This window comes from Paenibacillus sp. B-A-8, from assembly GCF_048572915.1.
GTDB lineage: Bacteria > Bacillota > Bacilli > Paenibacillales > Paenibacillaceae > Paenibacillus_AQ.
In genome coordinates this window covers 5,506,054-5,525,617 of record NZ_CP183882.1, presented here as the reverse complement: position 1 = coordinate 5,525,617, position 19,564 = coordinate 5,506,054, and the positions used below count along the sequence as shown (strand labels likewise).

Genomic DNA, 19,564 nt, shown 5'->3' with positions numbered 1-19,564 from the left:
TTCATAAAGGGGGATACATTAGTGTTCAACAAACGATGGAAAAAGATCCTTTTATGGACGCTGTCAATCATTGTAATTCTGGGTGTAGGTGGTCTGTTCGCTGCTAATTATGCTGTGGATAAGCTGATGAATTCAATGGTGGATAGTTTTGATCTTGAGTCTGAGAGTAATGTTAGCGGAGGTCAAGATCAAGGAACCGCGCCCGAAGATAAAGTGGTGGATGTTGATGTTGAACCTGTGGCTTCTGCAACACCTGGTCCATCAACAGATGATAAGGCAAACAAAGGTACTGAGGAAACTGGCAAAGATTCGACAGCTTCTAACACTAGTGAACCTACGAAAGCCCCATCAACAGATTCGAAAGATAGCTCTTCAGATGGCTATACGGCACAGGTCTCAACAGATAAAGCTAAAGAAATTCAAGAGAATGTAACGATGAAGGATAAAGCTGACGTAGCTGCTATTGTGCTCAGTCAACTAAGTGTGTCTGATATTAATCGTCTAAAAGATTTGGCCAAAGGTGGCTTAACCATTGACGAGAAAAGGGAAGCACGCAGTATCATCCTCGGTAAGGTTTCCGAAGAACAATATAATGAGCTTTCACAGGTTGCTAAGAAGTATGGCGTGAGTCAAGGGAAGACACGTGATCAAGTCCTTAAAGAAGAAGAACAATTAAAAGCGAAAGAAAAGGGAAGTGAATAAGTATGTCTAAAGCAACGCTACCAGTCATAGCTCTATCGTTAATAGCTTCAATAGGGTTAGCACCCTTAACGGCATCCGCGCCTATTTCCGTATCAGCAGCGGCGGTACCTAGTACAACAACTAAGACGGCAACAACAACGGTCAAAGTACAAAGTATGAACGTGAATATGATTTTTGATGGAGCAAGTATTGGGACGCCTTCAGGTCAATATGTATTCATGTACAACAATACAACTTATGTTCCATTACGCTTTATGTCATATGCGTTGCAAAAGAGTGTAGCTTGGGATGCTAAAAACGTTAAAGTTACTGTAGCAGAGCCTAGCAAATCAGAGCTAGTAGTGATTAAAGAGTACCTAATGAATGCAACCAACGGAAATAGTGCTTTAGCAGTATCTAAGAATCTTGTACTCAATCAAGTGAAGGCAAGTTATGTATTTAACGGTGCAACTAAGGCATTGCCTACTGGGCAATCCAGCTTTATCCTAAATGGCTCTTTATATGTACCTCTACGTTTTTTATCGGAATCTGTAGGTCATAACATTAGCTGGGATCAGAAGACGAAAACCATTACTGCTGCTTCTAAGGCGTATCAAGAGCAAGGCGGCACTAATAGTTCGACTGGTAACAATGGCAAGGACCCATCTCCAGTAGTGACACCTGCACCTACGGATTCAACTGGTACAGCTGGTGGTGGTACTGCGGGTACTGGAAAGGTTTCTTATGAAACCATTACTAGTGAAACGGAAGCCAAACTTACTGCACTTAAAGATCAAAGCCAATCCACATTAATGAGTATTGCGTTAGAGTATCTCGGAGCAAAAGATGAAGCGAGTAAAAAGAGTATTAAGGCTAAAGGTGTACAACAACTTTCAGCGTTTACTGCTAGCTTCAATAGTATAGTTGCCGACACTGAACAAAAACTGAACAGTAATGGATATAGCACAGCAATCATTAGTCAATATAGAAGTGAATTTGAATCACAGCTGCAATTGGGTAAGGAAATTGCTGAGGGAATGTCTAAATAGATTGAAATAAAGGCGCTCCTAAACCCTCAGAAAGACCTCTCCTAGGCAAAGAGAACGAATTATTACAAACGTAAAGTTGAATTGATATGTAGAGTGTTTAACTCTATTAATGAAATAGAATGGTTTAGTTTGTGAAATATTATTAAGAGGTTTTCTCTGGGAAGGAAGTTGTGAGGAATGGCAAGTGGAAATAAGATATTTCTCTCTTCACCACATATGAGTGATGAAGGATACGAAATGGAGTATATCAAAGAAGCATTTGACACCAATTGGGTAGCACCTCTAGGTGCAAACGTCAATGAGTTTGAAAATGAGTTAACAGCAAAGGTGGGGAGCATGGCAGCGGCAGCACTTACGACAGGCACTGCCGCTATCCACTTAGCACTCAAAGCTGTTGGGGTTGGTTCTGGAGATGTTGTATTTTGTCAATCATTAACGTTCTCCGCAACAGCCAATCCAATTATTTATCAAAATGCTGTCCCAGTGTTTATAGACAGTAATTTAGAAACATGGAATATGGATCCTTTGGCTTTAGAGGAGGCATTTATAAAATATCCTGATGTAAAAGCAGTAATAGTTGTACATCTATATGGGCTATCAGCTGATATGGATGCAATTATGGAGATTTGTAATAGATATAACGTCCCTTTAATAGAGGATGCCGCAGAGTCGCTGGGTACTTATTATAAGGGACAACATACAGGGACCATTGGAGAGTACGGTATCTTCTCTTTTAATGGAAATAAGATCATCACTACTTCCGGGGGCGGCATGCTCGTTTCAAATCATGAAAGGCAAATTTCAAAGGTTAGATTCTGGGCCACACAATCGAGAGAGCAGGCTAGACATTATCAGCATAGTGAGTTGGGCTTCAACTATCGAATGAGTAATATTGTAGCGGGAATTGGTAGAGGACAGCTAAAAGTGCTGGAACAACGTGTGGCAAAGAAAAAATACATATTTAATTATTACCAAAAGGAACTCAGTCACTTAGAGGGTGTTTCGTTCATGCCAATAAATGACTGGAATGACCCGAATTGCTGGCTGAGTTGTTTAACATTAACTGGTGCCGTAAGACCACTCGATGTCATGCTAGCATTAGAACAAGAAAATATCGAATCGAGACCAGTTTGGAAACCGATGCACATTCAACCTTTTTTTTCTAAATATGATTATATTGGAGGAAAAGTATCAGAGCAATTGTTTGAAAATGGCATTTGTATACCGTCTGACACAAAAATGACTGATATAGACCTGGAACGAGTGTGTACAGTGATTAAGGGGTTGTGGAAGTGGAATGACTAATAAAAAAGGATTATATGAAAAATATTTTAAGAGACTACAAGATCTATTGCTTTCATCTATTGCGCTGATATTACTTAGTCCAATACTTCTTATTCTAGCAATATTGATAAGGCTTAAGTTAGGTGGACCAGTATTATTCACTCAGAAGCGTCCAGGAATAGAAGAGAAGATTTTTAATATGTACAAGTTCAGGACAATGACGGATGAACGTGATGAGTATGGTCAATTACTATCTGATAGCTTGCGAATTACACCATTTGGAAGATTTCTTCGTTCTACAAGTTTAGACGAACTACCAGAACTATGGAATATTGTACGGGGAGACATGAGTATTGTAGGTCCACGACCTCAGCTTATTAAAGATATGATGTTCATGACCATAGATCAAAGAGTAAGGCACAGCGTAATGCCGGGTCTTACAGGACTGGCGCAAATTAAAGGTAGGAATAACATCTCATGGGAAGCTAAGCTAATATATGATCTTGAATATATTGATTCTATTACTTTTATTAATGATTTTAAAATATTGTTCCTAACAGTCATTAATGTATTTAAAAGAGAAGGTATAACAATGGAAGGGATGGATACTGCTGAAGATTTAGGCGATTATTTGCTAAGGAATGGAAGGATTAACGATGAGGTCCATACTAAAGGGTTAAAAAAAGCAGAGAGATATGGAGAATCGGTTCTTTTAGTAGGAGGAAATAATGAATAACACTGAAATATTAGTTTCGATAATTACGCCAGTATATAATTCGGAATTATATATACGGGATACAATTAACAGCGTCTTATTTCAAACACATCAAAACTGGGAAATGCTGATAGTAGATGATTGTTCAACAGATAAAACTGCTGGAATAATTAAAGAATATAACGATCCAAGAATTAAATATTTTAGATTACAGGAGAACTCAGGGGCGGCAGAAGCGAGAAATAAGGCTTTGGAAAAAGCACAAGGAAAATACATAGCATTTTTGGATTCTGATGATATGTGGAAACCCAATAAATTAGAAGAACAATTAATATTTATGGTTGAAGGAAAGATTGGCTTTTCTTTCACGGCATACGAAATACTAAGAGGAAAGAATACAAAAAATATAAAAGTTCCCTCGACTCTCAATTATGGACAATTTATGAAGAACACAATTATTGGTACGCTTACAGTAATGGTCAATACTGATATTATTGGCGATATTAGATTGGTTAATGTTAAGAAAGACCATGATTCTATGACTTGGGCTAAAATACTCAGGGGAGGACATATAGCATCAGGATTGAATGTAAGCTTAGCGTATTACAGAAAGGTAGAGGGATCAATATCAAATAATAAATGGGAAGCGTTTAAGAATCATTGGATTAATTGCAGAAGAGTGGAAAGATTACCGATTTATAAATGTCTTTACTATTTTCCCTTTTATGGAATTAACGCAATTAAAAAACACTATTTTTAAACCAATTATAATAGGCAGTAAAATTGGAGGTACAATATGAAAATTACCGTCGTGGGATTAGGGTATGTTGGCTTATCAAACGCTATCTTATTAGCCCAGCATAATGAAGTAATTGCTCTAGACATTGTTCAAGAAAAAGTTAATATGATTAATAATAGAATATCTCCAATTAGTGATAGTGAAATAGAATCGTTTTTGGCAACAAAAAATATAAATTTAACAGCAACAACAAATATATATGACGCTTATAAATCCGCAGAATACATTATCATTTCTACACCTACTAATTATGATCCTGACCAAAACTATTTTAATACAAGAAATGTAGAAGCAGTTATTAGTGATGTTTTATCTATAAATTCATATGCAACTATGGTGATTAAGTCGACAATTCCGGTGGGTTATACTGAAAAAATGAAGGAGAAATTCAAAACCGATAATATTATTTTCTGTCCAGAGTTCTTAAGAGAAGGTAAGGCATTGTACGATAATTTATATCCATCTAGAATTGTTGTGGGAGAACAGTCAATTAGAGCTGAGAAGTTTGCTGAACTATTAGTTTCAGGGGCCATCAGTACTGATATACCATTATTATTTACAAATTCTACTGAGGCAGAAGCAATAAAACTTTTTGCTAATACATATCTTGCAATGAGGGTTGCCTTTTTTAATGAGCTGGATTCATATGCAGAGATAAGAGGCTTAGAAACAAAGCAAATTATTGAGGGAATTGGATTAGATCCTAGGATAGGTACTCATTATAACAATCCGTCATTTGGTTATGGGGGCTATTGTCTACCTAAAGATACGAAACAACTACTTGCAAATTATTCAGATGTTCCTAATAACATAATAGCTGCAATTGTTGATGCTAATATAACTAGGAAGGAACATATAGCTGAGATGATTAAAAAAAGAAATCCAAAAATTGTAGGAATATATAGACTTACAATGAAAAAAGATTCGGATAATTTTAGGCAATCAGCTATTCAAGGGGTTATAAAAAGAATATTGGAAAAAGGCATTGAAGTAGTTATCTATGAACCATCAGTTTCCAAAAATCACTTTAATAATCTTAAAATAATTAATGATTTGAGTGAGTTCAAGAGAATGTCAGATGTAATAGTAGCGAATCGATTATCAGATGAAATAAGAGAAGTAGGACATAAGGTTTATACTAGAGATTTGTTTAGTAGAGATTAGTTTTCTTTAAATAAAGTTTTTAGAGAATATGTGTGATTTGAAATAAATAGGGAGATTATGTTATGGAAGCTGTAATTATATTAGTAAACTATAAAAATGATCAGGAAACTATAAAATGCGCTATCTCAATTTTATCCGAATTTAATAATGTTGATGTTGTAATCGTAAATAACTGTACAATTAATGAAAAATTAAATATCGATAGTTCTCCTAATTTATTAGTGGAATACACAAATGAGAACTTGGGGTATTTTGGCGGTATGCAATTTGGATTAGAGAAATATATTCTCTGGAAAGGTGAATATCCAAAATGGATTGTGCTTTCCAATACAGATATAGAAATTACTAGTAAAGATTTATTTAGTACAATGAATGCTACTGACGATGAGAACATAGGAGGCATTGCACCGAAAATTGTAAGTGTTTTTACTAAGAAAAATCAAAATCCCTTTTTATTAGAACGACCAAGCAAAAGGTATTTGACAGCAAGAAGAATAATGTTTAAAAATCCAATTATGTTTTGCTGTTTCAATATATTGAGAAAAGTGAAAATAAAGTTAGAAAAAACTGTAGAAAGTCAGAATGAGATGGATATTTATGCACCTCATGGATCTTTTATGATTATCAATAAGAGATATTTTGAAAGTGGAGGGGATATAAAATTCAACTCTTTCTTATTTGGAGAAGAGATATTTCTTGGTGAAAACATGAGACGAATGAATCTGAAAGTGAGATTCAGAAGTGATATTGAAATTTTACATAAAGAGCATGTAACTACTTCGCTTATAAAAAAAAGCAAGAAACGGGAGTACCATTATAATTCTATAGTCTATTTATTAGACTTTCTTTATGGCAAAAAAATATGATTTTGTTTATTTATATGGGGTGAAACATGAAGTCAGGTGCTGTGGTTGTAACATATTTTCCTAATGAGAGATTTTTGAATTTGATTAATAATTTGATTTTGGATTTCAATATTGAAAAAATTATAATCGTTGATAATACAGATGCAAATAATTGGATTTTGTATGAGGATATTATCAAAAATGAAAAAGTGATACTTATAGAAAATAAGGAAAATCTAGGAATAGCAAGAGCGCTTAATCAAGGAATAGAATGTTTAGCTAGCATGAATTTCGACTGGGTGTTAACCATGGATCAAGATTCGAATATAGGTCCTGAACTTTTGGAGAAGTATAAAGAATTTGTAAACAAAAATAATACAGATAAAATAGGAATGCTGGGCACTAACTATATTGATATTAATCTTAATGAAATAAAAATTCCAGGTGAATGGAATGAAAAAGAAGTTAATGAAGTGATTAGTTCAGGATCATTTTTAAATATGAAAATTTTCTCGGAATTAAAAGGATTTAAGGAACATTATTTTATTGATCAAGTAGATAATGAATATTGTTTTAGACTAATAAAAAATAACTACAAGATATTTATGATAAATGGGATAGATTTAGAACATAGTATGGGAGATATCACAAGGATTACTATAGGTCCTGTTAAATTTCATTTATATAATCAAAAGCCGATTAGAACTTTTTATAGGACAAGAAACATGATATATATGATGAAAGAATATAAAGAATTAACTTTAATATATTCTAAAATTATGAGTTTATTAATAGATTTTATTAAAATAGCATTTGAAAAAGAAAGTTTACATAAATACTTATATTTTATAAAAGGTGTAAAAACTGGAATATTAGGTGAGTTGCATGATAAATGATATGTTTATTTTTAATAATATTATAGTAGTTTTTATTATTATAATTATTTCATTAATCTTCAGTAAATTATATGGTGATTTTTTTAATCCGGTTTCACTCTTCATGTTGTTATGGGGAATTATAGTTTTTAATGTATTTACAATATTCGAGTTTAGTTTTTCAAGTTTTCTATATTTTGTGGTTGCGTTCCTAAGTTTTATATTACCAACATTCATACTTTTAAAGAAGTTTCCTGATAAAAGAATTGTTTTATTAGGTTCTACACCTACTCAACTAGAAAATATTAAATTAATTTTGATAATATGTATTATTGCGCGTTTTTTTCAAATAATTTATGATTTATCAGTTTTTTTTGAATTAGGTGGAGATATTAATTCGATATTTGGAGATGCGCAGTCCCTAAGATTTAGATATCTATCAAAAGAAAGTGGTTTATTTCAAAATATTATCACGAACTTTCTTAACTACTTTAGTGAATTAGGTGTCATATTGTCAGCTATTTACTATAAAAGTGCAAAGAAATATATGTTTTTAATAATTTCAATTATTTTAGCATTATTCCACTCTACTTTAACGTTCTCGAAATTCGCATTTTTTTTAGATGTGATTTTTATTGTCTCAATATTAACGATATATACTGTTCCAAAAGTTGAAAGAAAGAATACGAAACAAAATAATAAGATGTTAATCTTAATTGGAATTTCTGTGATTTTACTACTGAACATTATTAGTAATCAAAGAGGTTATGATATGCAGGAAAGTCGAATTCCAGGAATAGATAGTGTATTAATTTACAAGGTAGTTACTTATTTTTTTGGACCTACTCTTGCATTTTTGACTTTGCTAGATTCCAATATAACACATAGTTATGGAATAATGACATTCACTCCTTTTTTACGTAAAGTTTTAGAATATCCCAGTATAGGAACTATAAATCTCGGATTCTTTGATACAAACGTCTACACATTATTCGGTTCCTTGTATATTGATTTTGGGTATTTTGGAAGTATCTTTATGATCTTTGTGTTTTCTTTAGTATTAAATATTATTTATATAAAATTAAAGTCGAGAATGAATATTGGATTATTAAGTATATATTGCATATTGAATAGTGCATTGTATTTATCTTTTTTTGACTGGATTGGAAGGCAAACGTTCTTTTGGTTGTTTCCAGTGTTTGTTTATATAATTGATAAATTATTTATTACTAAAAAGGATAAAGGAGAAAGGAGAAAGTAATGCCATTAGTTAGTGTAATTATACCTTGTTATAACAGTAACAAAAATTTACTAAACACAATTAACTCTATTAAAACTCAGGAATATAAAAATATTGAGATTATAATTGTTAATGATGGATCTAATAATTTAGAGACAATTAATACAATCAATAATTTGAAAATTGATAGGTTGCAACTTTACAATATTAATAATCATGGCGTTTCTTATGCTAGAAATTTTGGTGCTCAAATGGCCACAGGGAAATATCTTTTTTTTATTGATGATGATGATTTAATTGATACATGTTATATAAATAAAGCAGTTGAAATTTTGGAAAAGTATGAACAAGTCGCCTTAGTATATTGTTTTGCAAGGAGATTCGGGAAAGATCAAAAAATATGGTGGATCGAGAATTTTAGTTATAAAAAACTTTTGTGTAAAAATTGTTTATTTATTTCCTCTATGGTAAGAAAATCGGATTTTTCTTTAACTTCTGGTTTTAATGAAAATATGAACTTTGGTCTAGAGGATTGGGATTTTTGGATAAGGTTTTTATCTGAGAAAAAGTACATATATAGGATAAATGAAATTTTATTCTTTTATAGAATTAATGAAATTTCAAGAACAACGAGTCTAGTTGATACAAAGGAAAAGATATATAGGATGTATTTAAATGTATTGAATAATAACTTTAGTATCTATCTTAATAATACAAAGGCTTTGAGAAAATATAAAATTGCAGAAAATAATAACATTTTTCAAGAATCAATAAATAAAGTTAGATATCTTCTCTATGTTATAAAAGTCACTTTTTATTCTGTGATAAATAAAAAGGGGTTTAAAAAACTTTTCAAGGGTAAATTGATTAAAATTTGAAGATTAATAAGAAACGGGAAGGCGTGATTCAAACGAAAAAGGTATATGTGGACGCATATATTAATTATAATCTTGGTGATGATTTATTTATGACGGTTTTATTTCAGAGGTACCCTAACCATTTTTTTTATTTCAGAGGGAATAAAAAGTATAAGCAGGCTTTTAGAAAACACAAAAATGTTTTAGTTATTGTAAATCCTTTATGGAAAAGAATAATTAATGCGCTATTATACATTATATTTCTTAAATTAATGAAAATAGAATCTATCAGAGACTATTACTTAGGAAGGAATATAAGTGTAGAAAAGTATGATGCCCTTGTTAAAATTGGAGGTTCAATATTCATAGATGAAGATGGAAATCATTTTAAGAAAAATTCAAAAATGATAAATTCGTTTTTGGAAAAAAATAAACCTGTCTTTATTCTGGGATGTAATTTTGAAAAGACTTATGAAGAGTCATTTTATCTGGCCTATAAAGAGTTATTTTCTACAGCACAGGCAGATTTGTTAGATGTCAGTTTTAGAGATGAATATTCTTATGGATTATTTTCAAATTCTAAAAATGTTAGGTATTCTCCTGACATAATATTTGGTTATGAAAACGATGAGTTGAAAAGTGAGAATGAGAATGTATATATTGGATTTTCGATTATTGATTTATCTGGTAGAGAACTATTAGTGGAGTATAGAACAGCTTATGAAAAAAAGATACGAGAATTAATTATTGACTGTATTAGTAATAATGAAAGAGTTGCGCTTTTTTCTTTTTGTTCTTCTGAAGGGGATTATAATTCTATAAATAATATTCTTGAAGATATACCAGATGATTATAAAGCTTATATTCAAACATTTAATTATTCGACGAATATAAACGACTTTTTAAAGGCTTATTTAAAATGCAAAGTAATAATTGCAACTAGATTTCATGCAATGATTTTAGGCTGGATATATCAAAAAAAGGTGATTCCTATTATTTACAGTGAGAAAATGAAGAATGTAATCGTAGATACGAAATTTAAAGGGAAATATTTCTATATAAAGGATATTCTCGATATGAGTTATGTGGATATAATTGATGCTTATCAATTTCCTGATTTAGTACATATTAAGAGCCAAGCAGAAAATCATTTTTTGAAATTAGATTATTTTTTGAAATAATAGTTTTATGTCATTGATGTTTTAGTTATGTCAGTATGGTCAAGTGTATTACTCATTATTATTATTTTGGTAGATTTAAGGGTATTTATTACGCGAGTTTCTCCTGTTTTTTGGTTCGATAAGTATAATGATATTTTCTAAGGGTCACTTCTTAAGTCCCATTATACCTTTCAATTTAAATTATGGGTATGCGACTGATGGCTGAAATGCCTCTGAATGCAGCTGAACAAGAGCTACGGGAAAAGCTATGAATCAGTTTGGTTTCAGCGATTTGAGACGAATTACAGTTGATGAAATATTCTCACGCCGAGGGCATCGTTACATTACGTTGTTTGTTGAAGCAGATTCAAAGATCGTGCTATTTCCTACATAAAGAACAGGCATAACAACACTTGAGTAATTCAAAGCGCGGTTGAGTGGAAAAGCTTTGCCACAGACCAAATTGAAGAAGTGTACTGTGATATGTCTTTTGCATTTATTAGCGGGATTAAGACGTGTTTTTTAAGGAAGAGATTACATTTTAGATAAGCTCCATGTGATGAAGTTAGTGAATGAAGCAGTTGAAGAAGTGCGAATAAAAACAGAAAAAAGAAAAAGAAACCTGAACTAAAGTGTACCAAGTATCTCTGGTTAAGGAATAAAAGTAATTTAAATGCAGAACAGCGAGAAACATTGATTGGTTTAAAGACTTACATTTTAATACGGGATGAGCTTACCGCTTAAAGCTATCCTTACAAGGATATGGGATGATTCCGGAAATCTACGCTAATGTACATTTACCTGAATGGATTGGGTGGATCAAGTGTTCCAAGCTAGAACCAGTGATGAAACTGGTTAAAACCATTAAATCTCATGAGGAAGATGCTTTTCGCTGTTTTCACAGCAGAATGATAAATGCTTTCCTTGAAATAACCTATTAGATTGGTTCAAGCTGCAAAGTGAAAAACAATGTGTTACCGTAACGTTGGAATTTAATCGCGATGGTGTACAGGACGGTGAATAAAGGTCGGTTGCCAGAGATCACGACAAGTCGTGCATAATACCCAATTGCCCCTCTTGACCTGCCTTATAGTAGAAGAAGCGATCTTCTTGAGGGCTTATTCTATTTATAATTGATTTTTCATTGATTCATCTTATTTATCCTACATCGAAAGTAGCTGTTGAAATGAGTTCAATTAAAAAGGGAGCAATCTTATCATATTTATCGCTATTTGTAACTATTCTAATAGCTCTATTGTATACTCCTATCTTAATTCGTTTACTAGGTCAATCCGAATACGGACTTTATGCCCTTATCGGTTCCATTGCATCATATTTTAGTATTATGGATTTGGGTTTAGGTAATGCAATTGTAAGATATACGGCTAGAAATAGAGTGGTTGGTGATAAAGCAGCAGAATCAAACTTAAACGCATTATTTTTAATTATGTATTCTATATTAGGTATATTGACACTTATAATAGGTTTTATATTTTTGAATAAATTAAATAGTTTATTTGATTCTAGTCTCACGTTGATTGAATTGAAAAAAGCGAAAGTAATGTTAATAATACTAATTATTAATTTTGCATTATCATTCCCGTTAGGGATTTTTGGTTCGATTATGCAAGCTTATGAAAAATTTATGGCTATTAAGCTTTTAACAATCGGTCGTACCATTTTAACTCCCATGGTTACAGTGCCTTTAATATATATAGGATATGGGACAGTTGCTATGGTTGTAATTACTACAATAATTAATTTATTATTTTTATTATTTAGTATGTATTATTCTTTCAAGTATTTAAAAGTTAGCTTTTATTTTGGGAAGCTTGACTCTAAGATAGTGAAAGAAATATTGGGATATTCGTTTTTTGTTTTTTTAGGAGTTATTGTTGATCAAGTATACTGGAATTCGGATCAATTTATACTTGGAATTGTTGCTGGAACGATTCCTGTTGCTGTTTATGCTATAGCTATGCAATTTATTAGAATATATATGCAATTTTCTACTTCCATTAGTGGTTTGTTTTTGCCAAAAGTTACAATGATGGTTGCAAAAAAAGCCAGCAATAATGAATTAACTGAAATTATGATTAAATATGGTAGACTTCAATTTATAATTATGGCTTATATTTTGAGTGGTTTTATTCTATTTGGACAACCCTTTATAAATATCTGGGCAGGAAATGATTATAGGGATGCTTATTATATAGTACTTTTGGTAATGGTGCCGTTATCTATTCCTTTAATACAAAATGTTGGTCTTTCAATTCTTTATGCGAAAAACTTACAGGGTTTTAGGTCTATAATATTAATTTTTATAGCAATATTAAATGTTGTAATTTCAATTCCATTAGCAAAAGAATTCGGAGGAATTGGTGCTGCATGTGCAACTGCTATTTCTTTAATAATTGGAAATATAATTAGTATGAATATTTATTACCAACGCAAGATTGGTATAAATATAAAGGCATTCTGGAAAAATATTTACTTAATTACTATACCGGTATTAATAACTTTAATTATAGGTGTTGGAATAAATTATCTAATAAAAGAAAATAATCTATGGTTCTTTATGTTTAAAATAATATTATTTACATTTGCGTATATTAATTTCATGTGGTTGTTTGGATTTAATAAATATGAAAAACGCCTTATATTATCATTTGTGAATTTAGCGAGAAATGCATTTTATAAAAGTGATTTTAAAAAGAAATTCTATAAGTAAGTATGATATGCGCATAAACATGTAAGATAATATATTCGATGTATCAGTAACTTGGTGTGAAAAAGCGATCATAAGTACGCAACCATAGATTGGAAACAGGTTCCAACCTCTATCCCCGCCTACACTTTCTTCTCGCCCCATATGTCATCACAACATGATATCTCTAACTATTAAAATATTCGATGTTTAAATTCAAAGAAAACAAGAGCGAATGAAAGAAAATATTAATTGGGAGGGAATTACAATGAAAGGCATTATCCTAGCAGGTGGCAGTGGCACACGTCTATACCCATTAACAATGGTAACGAGTAAACAATTACTTCCTGTTTACGATAAACCGATGATCTACTATCCCCTATCCACGTTAATGCTAGCGGGCATTAAAGAGATTCTAATTATCTCCACTCCAGAGGATACACCTAGATTTGAAAGTCTACTAGGTGACGGTTCTCAATTCGGAATCTCATTACAATACATAGTACAACCAAATCCTGACGGTTTAGCTCAGGCTTTTATTTTGGGTGAGTCTTTTATCGGTGATGATTCGGTTGCCATGATCCTTGGTGATAATATCTACTATGGAAATGGAATGCGAAAGATGTTGCAGCGTGCTTCTTCTAAAGAGCAAGGAGCTACAGTATTCGGATATCATGTGCAAGATCCAGAGCGATTTGGTGTTGTTGAATTTAATGAAGATGGTAAAGTATTGAGCGTGGAAGAAAAACCAGCTCAGCCGAAATCTAACTATGCGATTACTGGACTATATTTTTATGATAATAGAGTTATTGAGATTGCTAAGAATGTTGAAGTCTCCTCACGTGGAGAATTAGAGATTACCTCTATTAATGAAGCTTATTTGAATCTTGGGGAGCTTGATGTTGAACTTCTAGGTCGAGGATTCACCTGGTTAGATACGGGAACTCATCAAAGTCTTGTTGATGCAACTAACTTTGTACGAACTATTGAGGATCATCAAGGAATCAAGATCGCCGCTCCTGAGGAAATCGCATATATTAATGGATGGATTACTAAAGAACATTTGTGGAATTGTGGGGAGAAGTTGAGTAAGACTGGGTATGGTCAATATTTGATGAAGGTAGCTACAGGTAAAATACAATACTAATAACTGAAAGTGTGGCAGCGATGAAAATTACAGAAACCATTTTGCAAGACGTATTAGTCGTTGAACCAGCTGTTTTTGGGGACCACCGAGGTTGGTTTATGGAGACATATAGCGGAGCTAAGTTCAAAGAGCACGGTATTGAGATGGATTTTGTACAAGACAACCAATCGTACTCTGCGACTAAGGGAACATTACGTGGTTTGCATTATCAATTACATCCGAAAGCACAGACGAAGCTGGTTCGTTGTACACATGGTGCTATTTTTGATGTAGCCGTAGATATCAGAAAAGGTAGTCCTACTTATAGTAAATGGTTCGGAATTGAACTGAGTGCTGAGAACAAGAAACAACTACTTATTCCAAAAGGGTTCGCTCATGGATTCATGACGCTAACAGAAGACGTAGAGGTTCAGTATAAGTGCGATAAGCTTTATGCCCCGGAATGTGATGGGGGTATTCTGTGGAATGATCCTTCTATTGGCATTAAATGGCCTATTCATGTTACACCAGTACTGTCTGCCAAAGATGAGAAGGCACCTTTATTAAAAGATGCTAATTTGAATTTCTTATATAATAACTAATATTAAAGCTAATAGATCGGAAGTGCATTCATTGAGTAAGCAAAAGATGCTAGTTACGGGTGGTGCCGGATTTATTGGAGGCAACTTCGTACAGTATATGGTGGATAAATATCCGCAGTATGATATTGTGAATTTAGATTTATTAACTTATGCGGGTGATCTAACGAAGCATAAGAATATTGAGTCAAAATCGAATTATCGGTTTATTCAAGCTGACATTGCTGACCGAGAGGCAATATTGTCACTTTTTGAGTTGGAGAAATTCGATTATGTAGTTCATTTCGCTGCGGAGAGCCATGTGGATCGCTCAATTACTGATCCTGCGATATTCGTTCGTACGAATGTTATGGGGACACAGGTGCTGCTGGATGCTGCTAAAAAATACGGAATAACCAAATTCTTACATGTTTCTACGGATGAAGTGTATGGCGAACTCGATTTTGATCCTACTATATTTTTTACCGAAGAAACACCTTTGCAACCTAACAGTCCTTATAGTGCTAGTAAAACGGCGTCTGATTTGCTAGTTCGTGCGTATTTTGAGACCTTTGGTTTACCAATGAACATAACACGGTGCTCGAACAATTACGGCCCCTATCATTTTCCTGAAAAACTGATTCCACTAACCATCTCAAGAGTATTAAATGAAGAGAAGATTCCTGTATACGGAGATGGAAAAAACATTCGTGACTGGCTCCATGTCTGGGATCACTGTGCGGCCATTGACCTTGTTATACACCAAGGAATAAGTGGTGAAGTTTATAACGTAGGTGGTCATAATGAGAGAACTAATCTAGAAGTAGTTAAGACGATTATTAGTACCTTAGGGAAATCTGATGATTTGATCGAATTCGTAACCGATCGTCTTGGACATGATAAACGCTACGCCATTGATCCGACGAAACTTGAGAATTTAGGTTGGAAGCCAACTTATACTTTTGAGACAGGAATTGCGCAGACGATCCAATGGTATATTGATAATGCTGAATGGTGGCAACAAATCCTTAGTAACGAATCGCATAAGTGATTTATGAGTAACGTATCTGTTAAGAAAAGAAAAGGTGAATTAATTAATAGAAGAGTTATCATTTTCATTTGCTTACTATTATTGATTACTGGTTTCTTTACCGCTGGCCGCTTCCTCAGCCTAACTGAATCTCCCAAGCAAGCAGACGTTATCATCGTACTTAGCGGAGGTCAAGGCCGAGTAGAAAAAGCAGCTGAGTTATATAAAGCAGGCTACGCTCCTTATATAATTCTTTCCAATGCCAAAGAGTCAACGAGTAAATCGGGTGACATGGTCCAAACCGCCCTAGCCTTAGGCATACCACAGGAAGTTGTTTATACCGAGAACGCGGCGGATAGCACTTACCAGAATGCAGAGTTCACACTCCCTATAATGAAAGAACACGCTTTTCAATCTGCTATTGTCGTTTCCTCGGAATTTCACATGCGGCGAGTAAAACTTCTTTTTGATCGTGTGTACAAAAAATCAGATATTGAGCTTACGTATGTAGGATCTGCCTCAGGATATAACGCTAAGCGCTGGTGGAGTGACCGAAAGAGCAGAGAAACAACGTTCAACGAGTATGTAAAAATGATTGGCAACACCTTTGGTTACAATGGACCGGAGGCAAAAAGCACTCTTGATCAGATTAAGAACTGGTTTCGCTAGTATGAAGTACCATATACTTTATCCGAGGTGATCCTTATGAGCGAAGCAAACTCAGTCTGTAAATCATGTGGTAGCACTACATTCACCAAAGGTGAAATGAGCAGAGGGGATTCCAACCTTCTGCCCATTGGTAAAACCTTTTCTTTTGGCTCACCGCTTATCTTCACATTTTGTAAAAAGTGTGGAGAAGTAGCTTCCATAAAAGTTACCAAACCTGAGAAATTTTGAGTTGTTAATTTAGGGCTGTATTATTGGAGGATATAAGACGATTTTTAGAACTAATCCTTATATTATTCCCCTCCCACTTCCACCAACTAATAATTAATCACAAAATAACCCATCCTAACCGTAGCGAACCTGCGGTTTTTTATTTATAATAATTATTATCTGGATTTCATAAAGCGTTCAAAAAATCTGTAAAAAGTCGTATTTTCGTGTGATATACTTAACACAGTGTTTTGAGATGTTGTGAAAGTGAATATTATGTAAAAATATTCTTAATATAACTGTACTACAGTAATGAATAGAGACTAGGATGGTGAACTATCGATGCACATCGTCGTCGTTGGCCTGAATTATCGTACGGCTCCCGTGGAGGTTAGGGAACAGTTTGCTTTTGCGGAGAGTGATCTTCCGGCAGCGCTTCATCAATTGATGAAGACGAAGGGTGTGCTGGAAGGGGTCGTAGTAGCCACCTGCAACCGTACGGAAATTTATGTGGTCATGGACCGTCTCCATATGGGAGGTTATTTCCTCCGCGGCTTTATGGAGCAGTGGTTTGGAGTGAAAAACGAGCAATTTGCACAGCATATGTATATATATGAAGACGAGCAGGCGATTGCGCATTTGTTCCGCGTGACCTGCGGCCTGGATTCCATGGTGATTGGCGAGACGCAGATCCTGGGACAGGTACGGAGTTCTTTTCTCACGGCTCAGGCTGAGGGTGTAACTGGAACTTGGTTTAATCGGTTATTTAAACAAGCGGTGACGCTGGGCAAAAGAGCACATAGTGAAACGTCAATCGGCGAAAGCGCAGTATCTGTCAGTTATGCGGCAGTGGAGCTGGGCAAGCGGATTTTTGGCATGTTCACTGGTAAAAGGGTGCTGATTCTCGGTGCCGGCAAAATGAGCGAGCTGACTGTAAAGCATCTATATAGTAGCGGTGCGGCGGAAGTGATTGTCGCTAACCGTACGCTATCGCGTGCGATTGAGCTGGCAGAGAAATTCTCGGGTAAGCCGAGCACGATTGAAGATGCACTAAAAACACTTAATGAGGTAGATATCGTGATCAGCTCAACGGGAGCGGATGGGTATGTACTCTCGGGAGATCAGGTAGCGAATGCTATGAAGCGTCGCCCTTCGCGGCCGCTTTTCATGATTGATATAGCTGTACCTCGTGATATTGATCCTGCAGCGGCTAATGTGCCAGATGTTTTTTTGTATGATATTGACGATCTGGAGGGCATTGTGGAGAGTAACCTGGAAATGCGCCGGAGTGAAGCTGCGAAGATTGAAGTGATGATCAGCGAGGAAATGGATGAATTCCAACTGTGGCTGAAGACGCTTGGCGTGAGACCGGTAATCCGGGCGCTTCAGGATAAGTCGAATGCAATTCATGAGGAAACGATGGAGAGTCTGTTCAATAAGCTGCCTGAGCTGGACGAGCATCAGCGCAAGGTGATTCGTCGTTTGACCAAAAGCATTGTGAACCAAATGATGCATGATCCTATCAATGTAATTAAAGAGATGTCCGGCGGCAAGCAGGGGAATGAAGCGCTTGATTATTTCTCCAAAATCTTTGCCTTGCAGGAACAGCTCGAATCCAATTCAGATGGCGGAGATTCCGCCCCGGTTAAGCAGTCTAGTTCCGCAGAACGAACTGCCGGTAGCGGCGATTTTTCTGTGCCTAAGACGGTGCTTGCTCCGGCAGGCCTGTTGGGTAGGTGAGTGATATGCAACTGCTGAACGGAATATATGATGCCGCTCTGCTGCTATATGCCCTGAGCCTGCTGTTTGTTTTCTCGGATTGCCTTTATCGCAACCCGAGTGGGAAGCGGTTAGGCACGGGGCTTCTTGTTGTTGTGGGTCTTTTACAAGCTGCGGGGCTCGGGATTCGTTTCTCTCAGGAGAAGGGACTGCCCATTTTTACACCTTATGATTTCTTGTTCTGGTTTGCATTTAGTATTGTTCTGACTTCGCTTGCGGTGGCTTTCACGCGTGGTGGGGAGTTTACGATTCTGCTGCTTAGTGTGGCTGGATTCTGTGTTTTTCTGCTAAATCGGGTGTGGCTGACGGCTGGGGGACATACGCTTGAGACTTGGAGCGCGGTGTATGGCTGGCTGACGATGCATGTGATTTTGGCTAACTTAAGTTTTGCTGCACTGACTCTAGGGACCGTATTTGCAATATTGTATTTATTCCTGCACACCAGACTCAAAAGCAAGCAATGGAGTGATCGAATCCGTCGTTTGCCGAACTTAGAGACTACAGATAAATACTCTTACACAGCTATTCTGGTGGGGACTCCTTTGCTGGCAATCTCTCTGGTGATGGCTAGCTTATCTATTGTATCTGAGGGCCGGACACTATTATTGAAGGATTTAAAAGTATTAACAACGCTTATCGGCCTCGGGATTTACATATTTTATATTATCTTTAAGAAATCCGGGCGGAAAAGTGGAGTAAGTATGGCTCGCTGGGCGATTTTAGGATATGCTTTTACTATCTTGAATTTTTTGTTGAATTCTTTGTCTGGTTTTCACGGTTGGAGCGGGGAGTGAAGGAC

General features: G+C 34.9%; 19 protein-coding genes and 1 pseudogene. All 20 read left to right on the top strand.

Annotated elements, in window-relative coordinates; genetic code table 11:
• Positions 1–21: 21 nt before the first annotated feature.
• The 20 genes and pseudogenes from ACN6MV_RS24960 to ccsA all read left to right on the top strand — a co-directional run bounded on the left by ACN6MV_RS24960 (position 22) and on the right by ccsA (position 19,559).
• Positions 22–702 (top strand): hypothetical protein, encoded by a 681-nt coding sequence (locus ACN6MV_RS24960; protein ID WP_419885083.1) that lies wholly within the window; start codon positions 22–24, stop codon positions 700–702.
• A 2-nt stretch (positions 703–704) separates the two neighbouring features.
• The gene (locus tag ACN6MV_RS24955) at positions 705–1,730 is read left to right on the top strand and encodes a copper amine oxidase N-terminal domain-containing protein (protein WP_419885082.1); all 1,026 of its coding nucleotides are present in this window, start codon (positions 705–707) and stop codon (positions 1,728–1,730) included.
• 177 nt (positions 1,731–1,907) lie between these two features.
• Positions 1,908–3,035 carry a DegT/DnrJ/EryC1/StrS family aminotransferase gene (locus ACN6MV_RS24950; protein WP_419885081.1) on the top strand — a complete coding sequence of 376 codons (1,128 nt, stop codon included), beginning with the start codon at positions 1,908–1,910 and terminating at the stop codon, positions 3,033–3,035.
• The gene (locus ACN6MV_RS24945) at positions 3,028–3,750 is read left to right on the top strand and encodes a sugar transferase (protein WP_419885080.1); all 723 of its coding nucleotides are present in this window, start codon (positions 3,028–3,030) and stop codon (positions 3,748–3,750) included. Before ACN6MV_RS24950 ends, ACN6MV_RS24945 begins: the two co-directional genes overlap by 8 nt.
• A complete protein-coding gene (locus ACN6MV_RS24940) occupies positions 3,743–4,489 on the top strand; it encodes a glycosyltransferase family 2 protein (RefSeq protein WP_419885079.1) in 747 nt (248 codons plus the stop codon). Before ACN6MV_RS24945 ends, ACN6MV_RS24940 begins: the two co-directional genes overlap by 8 nt.
• 36 nt (positions 4,490–4,525) lie before the next feature.
• Entirely contained in the window at positions 4,526–5,692 is a 1,167-nt protein-coding gene (locus tag ACN6MV_RS24935; protein ID WP_419885078.1) for a nucleotide sugar dehydrogenase, read from the top strand.
• A 62-nt stretch (positions 5,693–5,754) separates the two neighbouring features.
• Complete coding sequence (locus ACN6MV_RS24930; RefSeq protein ID WP_419885077.1) at positions 5,755–6,558, top strand: glycosyltransferase; 804 nt, start codon at positions 5,755–5,757, stop codon at positions 6,556–6,558.
• A gap of 26 nt (positions 6,559–6,584) precedes the next feature.
• Positions 6,585–7,433 carry a glycosyltransferase family 2 protein gene (locus ACN6MV_RS24925; RefSeq protein ID WP_419885076.1) on the top strand — a complete coding sequence of 283 codons (849 nt, stop codon included), beginning with the start codon at positions 6,585–6,587 and terminating at the stop codon, positions 7,431–7,433.
• On the top strand, positions 7,423–8,673 hold the full coding sequence (locus tag ACN6MV_RS24920; RefSeq protein WP_419885075.1) for an O-antigen polymerase: 1,251 nt from the start codon (positions 7,423–7,425) through the stop codon (positions 8,671–8,673). Before ACN6MV_RS24925 ends, ACN6MV_RS24920 begins: the two co-directional genes overlap by 11 nt.
• Complete coding sequence (locus tag ACN6MV_RS24915) at positions 8,673–9,530, top strand: glycosyltransferase (RefSeq protein WP_419885074.1); 858 nt, start codon at positions 8,673–8,675, stop codon at positions 9,528–9,530. The genes ACN6MV_RS24920 and ACN6MV_RS24915 overlap by 1 nt, the downstream gene beginning before the upstream one ends.
• Positions 9,527–10,690 (top strand): polysaccharide pyruvyl transferase family protein, encoded by a 1,164-nt coding sequence (locus tag ACN6MV_RS24910; RefSeq protein ID WP_419885073.1) that lies wholly within the window; start codon positions 9,527–9,529, stop codon positions 10,688–10,690. Before ACN6MV_RS24915 ends, ACN6MV_RS24910 begins: the two co-directional genes overlap by 4 nt.
• Before the next feature lie 517 nt (positions 10,691–11,207).
• A complete protein-coding gene (locus ACN6MV_RS24905; RefSeq protein WP_419886812.1) occupies positions 11,208–11,300 on the top strand; it encodes a hypothetical protein in 93 nt (30 codons plus the stop codon).
• Between the two features lie 112 nt (positions 11,301–11,412).
• Positions 11,413–11,610: pseudogene (locus ACN6MV_RS24900) on the top strand (transposase); the annotation flags it as partial.
• A gap of 245 nt (positions 11,611–11,855) precedes the next feature.
• Positions 11,856–13,400, top strand: coding sequence for an oligosaccharide flippase family protein (locus tag ACN6MV_RS24895; RefSeq protein ID WP_419885072.1), 1,545 nt, complete (start codon positions 11,856–11,858; stop codon positions 13,398–13,400).
• 244 nt (positions 13,401–13,644) lie between these two features.
• The gene (gene rfbA / locus ACN6MV_RS24890) at positions 13,645–14,523 is read left to right on the top strand and encodes a glucose-1-phosphate thymidylyltransferase RfbA (protein ID WP_419885071.1); all 879 of its coding nucleotides are present in this window, start codon (positions 13,645–13,647) and stop codon (positions 14,521–14,523) included.
• A gap of 20 nt (positions 14,524–14,543) precedes the next feature.
• A complete protein-coding gene (gene rfbC, locus ACN6MV_RS24885) occupies positions 14,544–15,104 on the top strand; it encodes a dTDP-4-dehydrorhamnose 3,5-epimerase (RefSeq protein ID WP_419885070.1) in 561 nt (186 codons plus the stop codon).
• 31 nt (positions 15,105–15,135) lie between these two features.
• Positions 15,136–16,131, top strand: coding sequence for a dTDP-glucose 4,6-dehydratase (rfbB, locus tag ACN6MV_RS24880; protein WP_419885069.1), 996 nt, complete (start codon positions 15,136–15,138; stop codon positions 16,129–16,131).
• Positions 16,132–16,134: 3 nt separating this feature from the next.
• Positions 16,135–16,779 carry a YdcF family protein gene (locus tag ACN6MV_RS24875; RefSeq protein WP_419885068.1) on the top strand — a complete coding sequence of 215 codons (645 nt, stop codon included), beginning with the start codon at positions 16,135–16,137 and terminating at the stop codon, positions 16,777–16,779.
• Positions 16,780–17,328: 549 nt separating this feature from the next.
• Positions 17,329–18,726, top strand: coding sequence for a glutamyl-tRNA reductase (gene hemA / locus ACN6MV_RS24870; RefSeq protein ID WP_339287808.1), 1,398 nt, complete (start codon positions 17,329–17,331; stop codon positions 18,724–18,726).
• A 5-nt stretch (positions 18,727–18,731) separates the two neighbouring features.
• Positions 18,732–19,559: a cytochrome c biogenesis protein CcsA gene (gene ccsA, locus ACN6MV_RS24865; protein ID WP_339291451.1), complete on the top strand. Its 828-nt coding sequence runs from the start codon at positions 18,732–18,734 to the stop codon at positions 19,557–19,559.
• The last annotated feature ends 5 nt before the right edge of the window (positions 19,560–19,564 follow it).

Bases quoted from the DNA above. Each gene is read 5' to 3' on its own strand.
- ACN6MV_RS24955 (WP_419885082.1), top strand. From the start codon at position 705: ATGTCTAAAGCAACGCTACCAGTCATAGCTCTATCGTTAATAGCTTCA.
- ACN6MV_RS24950 (WP_419885081.1), top strand. From the start codon at position 1,908: ATGGCAAGTGGAAATAAGATATTTCTCTCTTCACCACATATGAGTGAT.
- ACN6MV_RS24945 (WP_419885080.1), top strand. From the start codon at position 3,028: ATGACTAATAAAAAAGGATTATATGAAAAATATTTTAAGAGACTACAA.
- ACN6MV_RS24940 (WP_419885079.1), top strand. From the start codon at position 3,743: ATGAATAACACTGAAATATTAGTTTCGATAATTACGCCAGTATATAAT.
- ACN6MV_RS24935 (WP_419885078.1), top strand. From the start codon at position 4,526: ATGAAAATTACCGTCGTGGGATTAGGGTATGTTGGCTTATCAAACGCT.
- ACN6MV_RS24930 (WP_419885077.1), top strand. From the start codon at position 5,755: ATGGAAGCTGTAATTATATTAGTAAACTATAAAAATGATCAGGAAACT.
- ACN6MV_RS24925 (WP_419885076.1), top strand. From the start codon at position 6,585: ATGAAGTCAGGTGCTGTGGTTGTAACATATTTTCCTAATGAGAGATTT.
- ACN6MV_RS24920 (WP_419885075.1), top strand. From the start codon at position 7,423: ATGATAAATGATATGTTTATTTTTAATAATATTATAGTAGTTTTTATT.
- ACN6MV_RS24915 (WP_419885074.1), top strand. From the start codon at position 8,673: ATGCCATTAGTTAGTGTAATTATACCTTGTTATAACAGTAACAAAAAT.
- ACN6MV_RS24895 (WP_419885072.1), top strand. From the start codon at position 11,856: ATGAGTTCAATTAAAAAGGGAGCAATCTTATCATATTTATCGCTATTT.
- rfbA (WP_419885071.1), top strand. From the start codon at position 13,645: ATGAAAGGCATTATCCTAGCAGGTGGCAGTGGCACACGTCTATACCCA.
- rfbC (WP_419885070.1), top strand. From the start codon at position 14,544: ATGAAAATTACAGAAACCATTTTGCAAGACGTATTAGTCGTTGAACCA.
- ACN6MV_RS24875 (WP_419885068.1), top strand. From the start codon at position 16,135: ATGAGTAACGTATCTGTTAAGAAAAGAAAAGGTGAATTAATTAATAGA.
- hemA (WP_339287808.1), top strand. From the start codon at position 17,329: ATGCACATCGTCGTCGTTGGCCTGAATTATCGTACGGCTCCCGTGGAG.
- ccsA (WP_339291451.1), top strand. From the start codon at position 18,732: ATGCAACTGCTGAACGGAATATATGATGCCGCTCTGCTGCTATATGCC.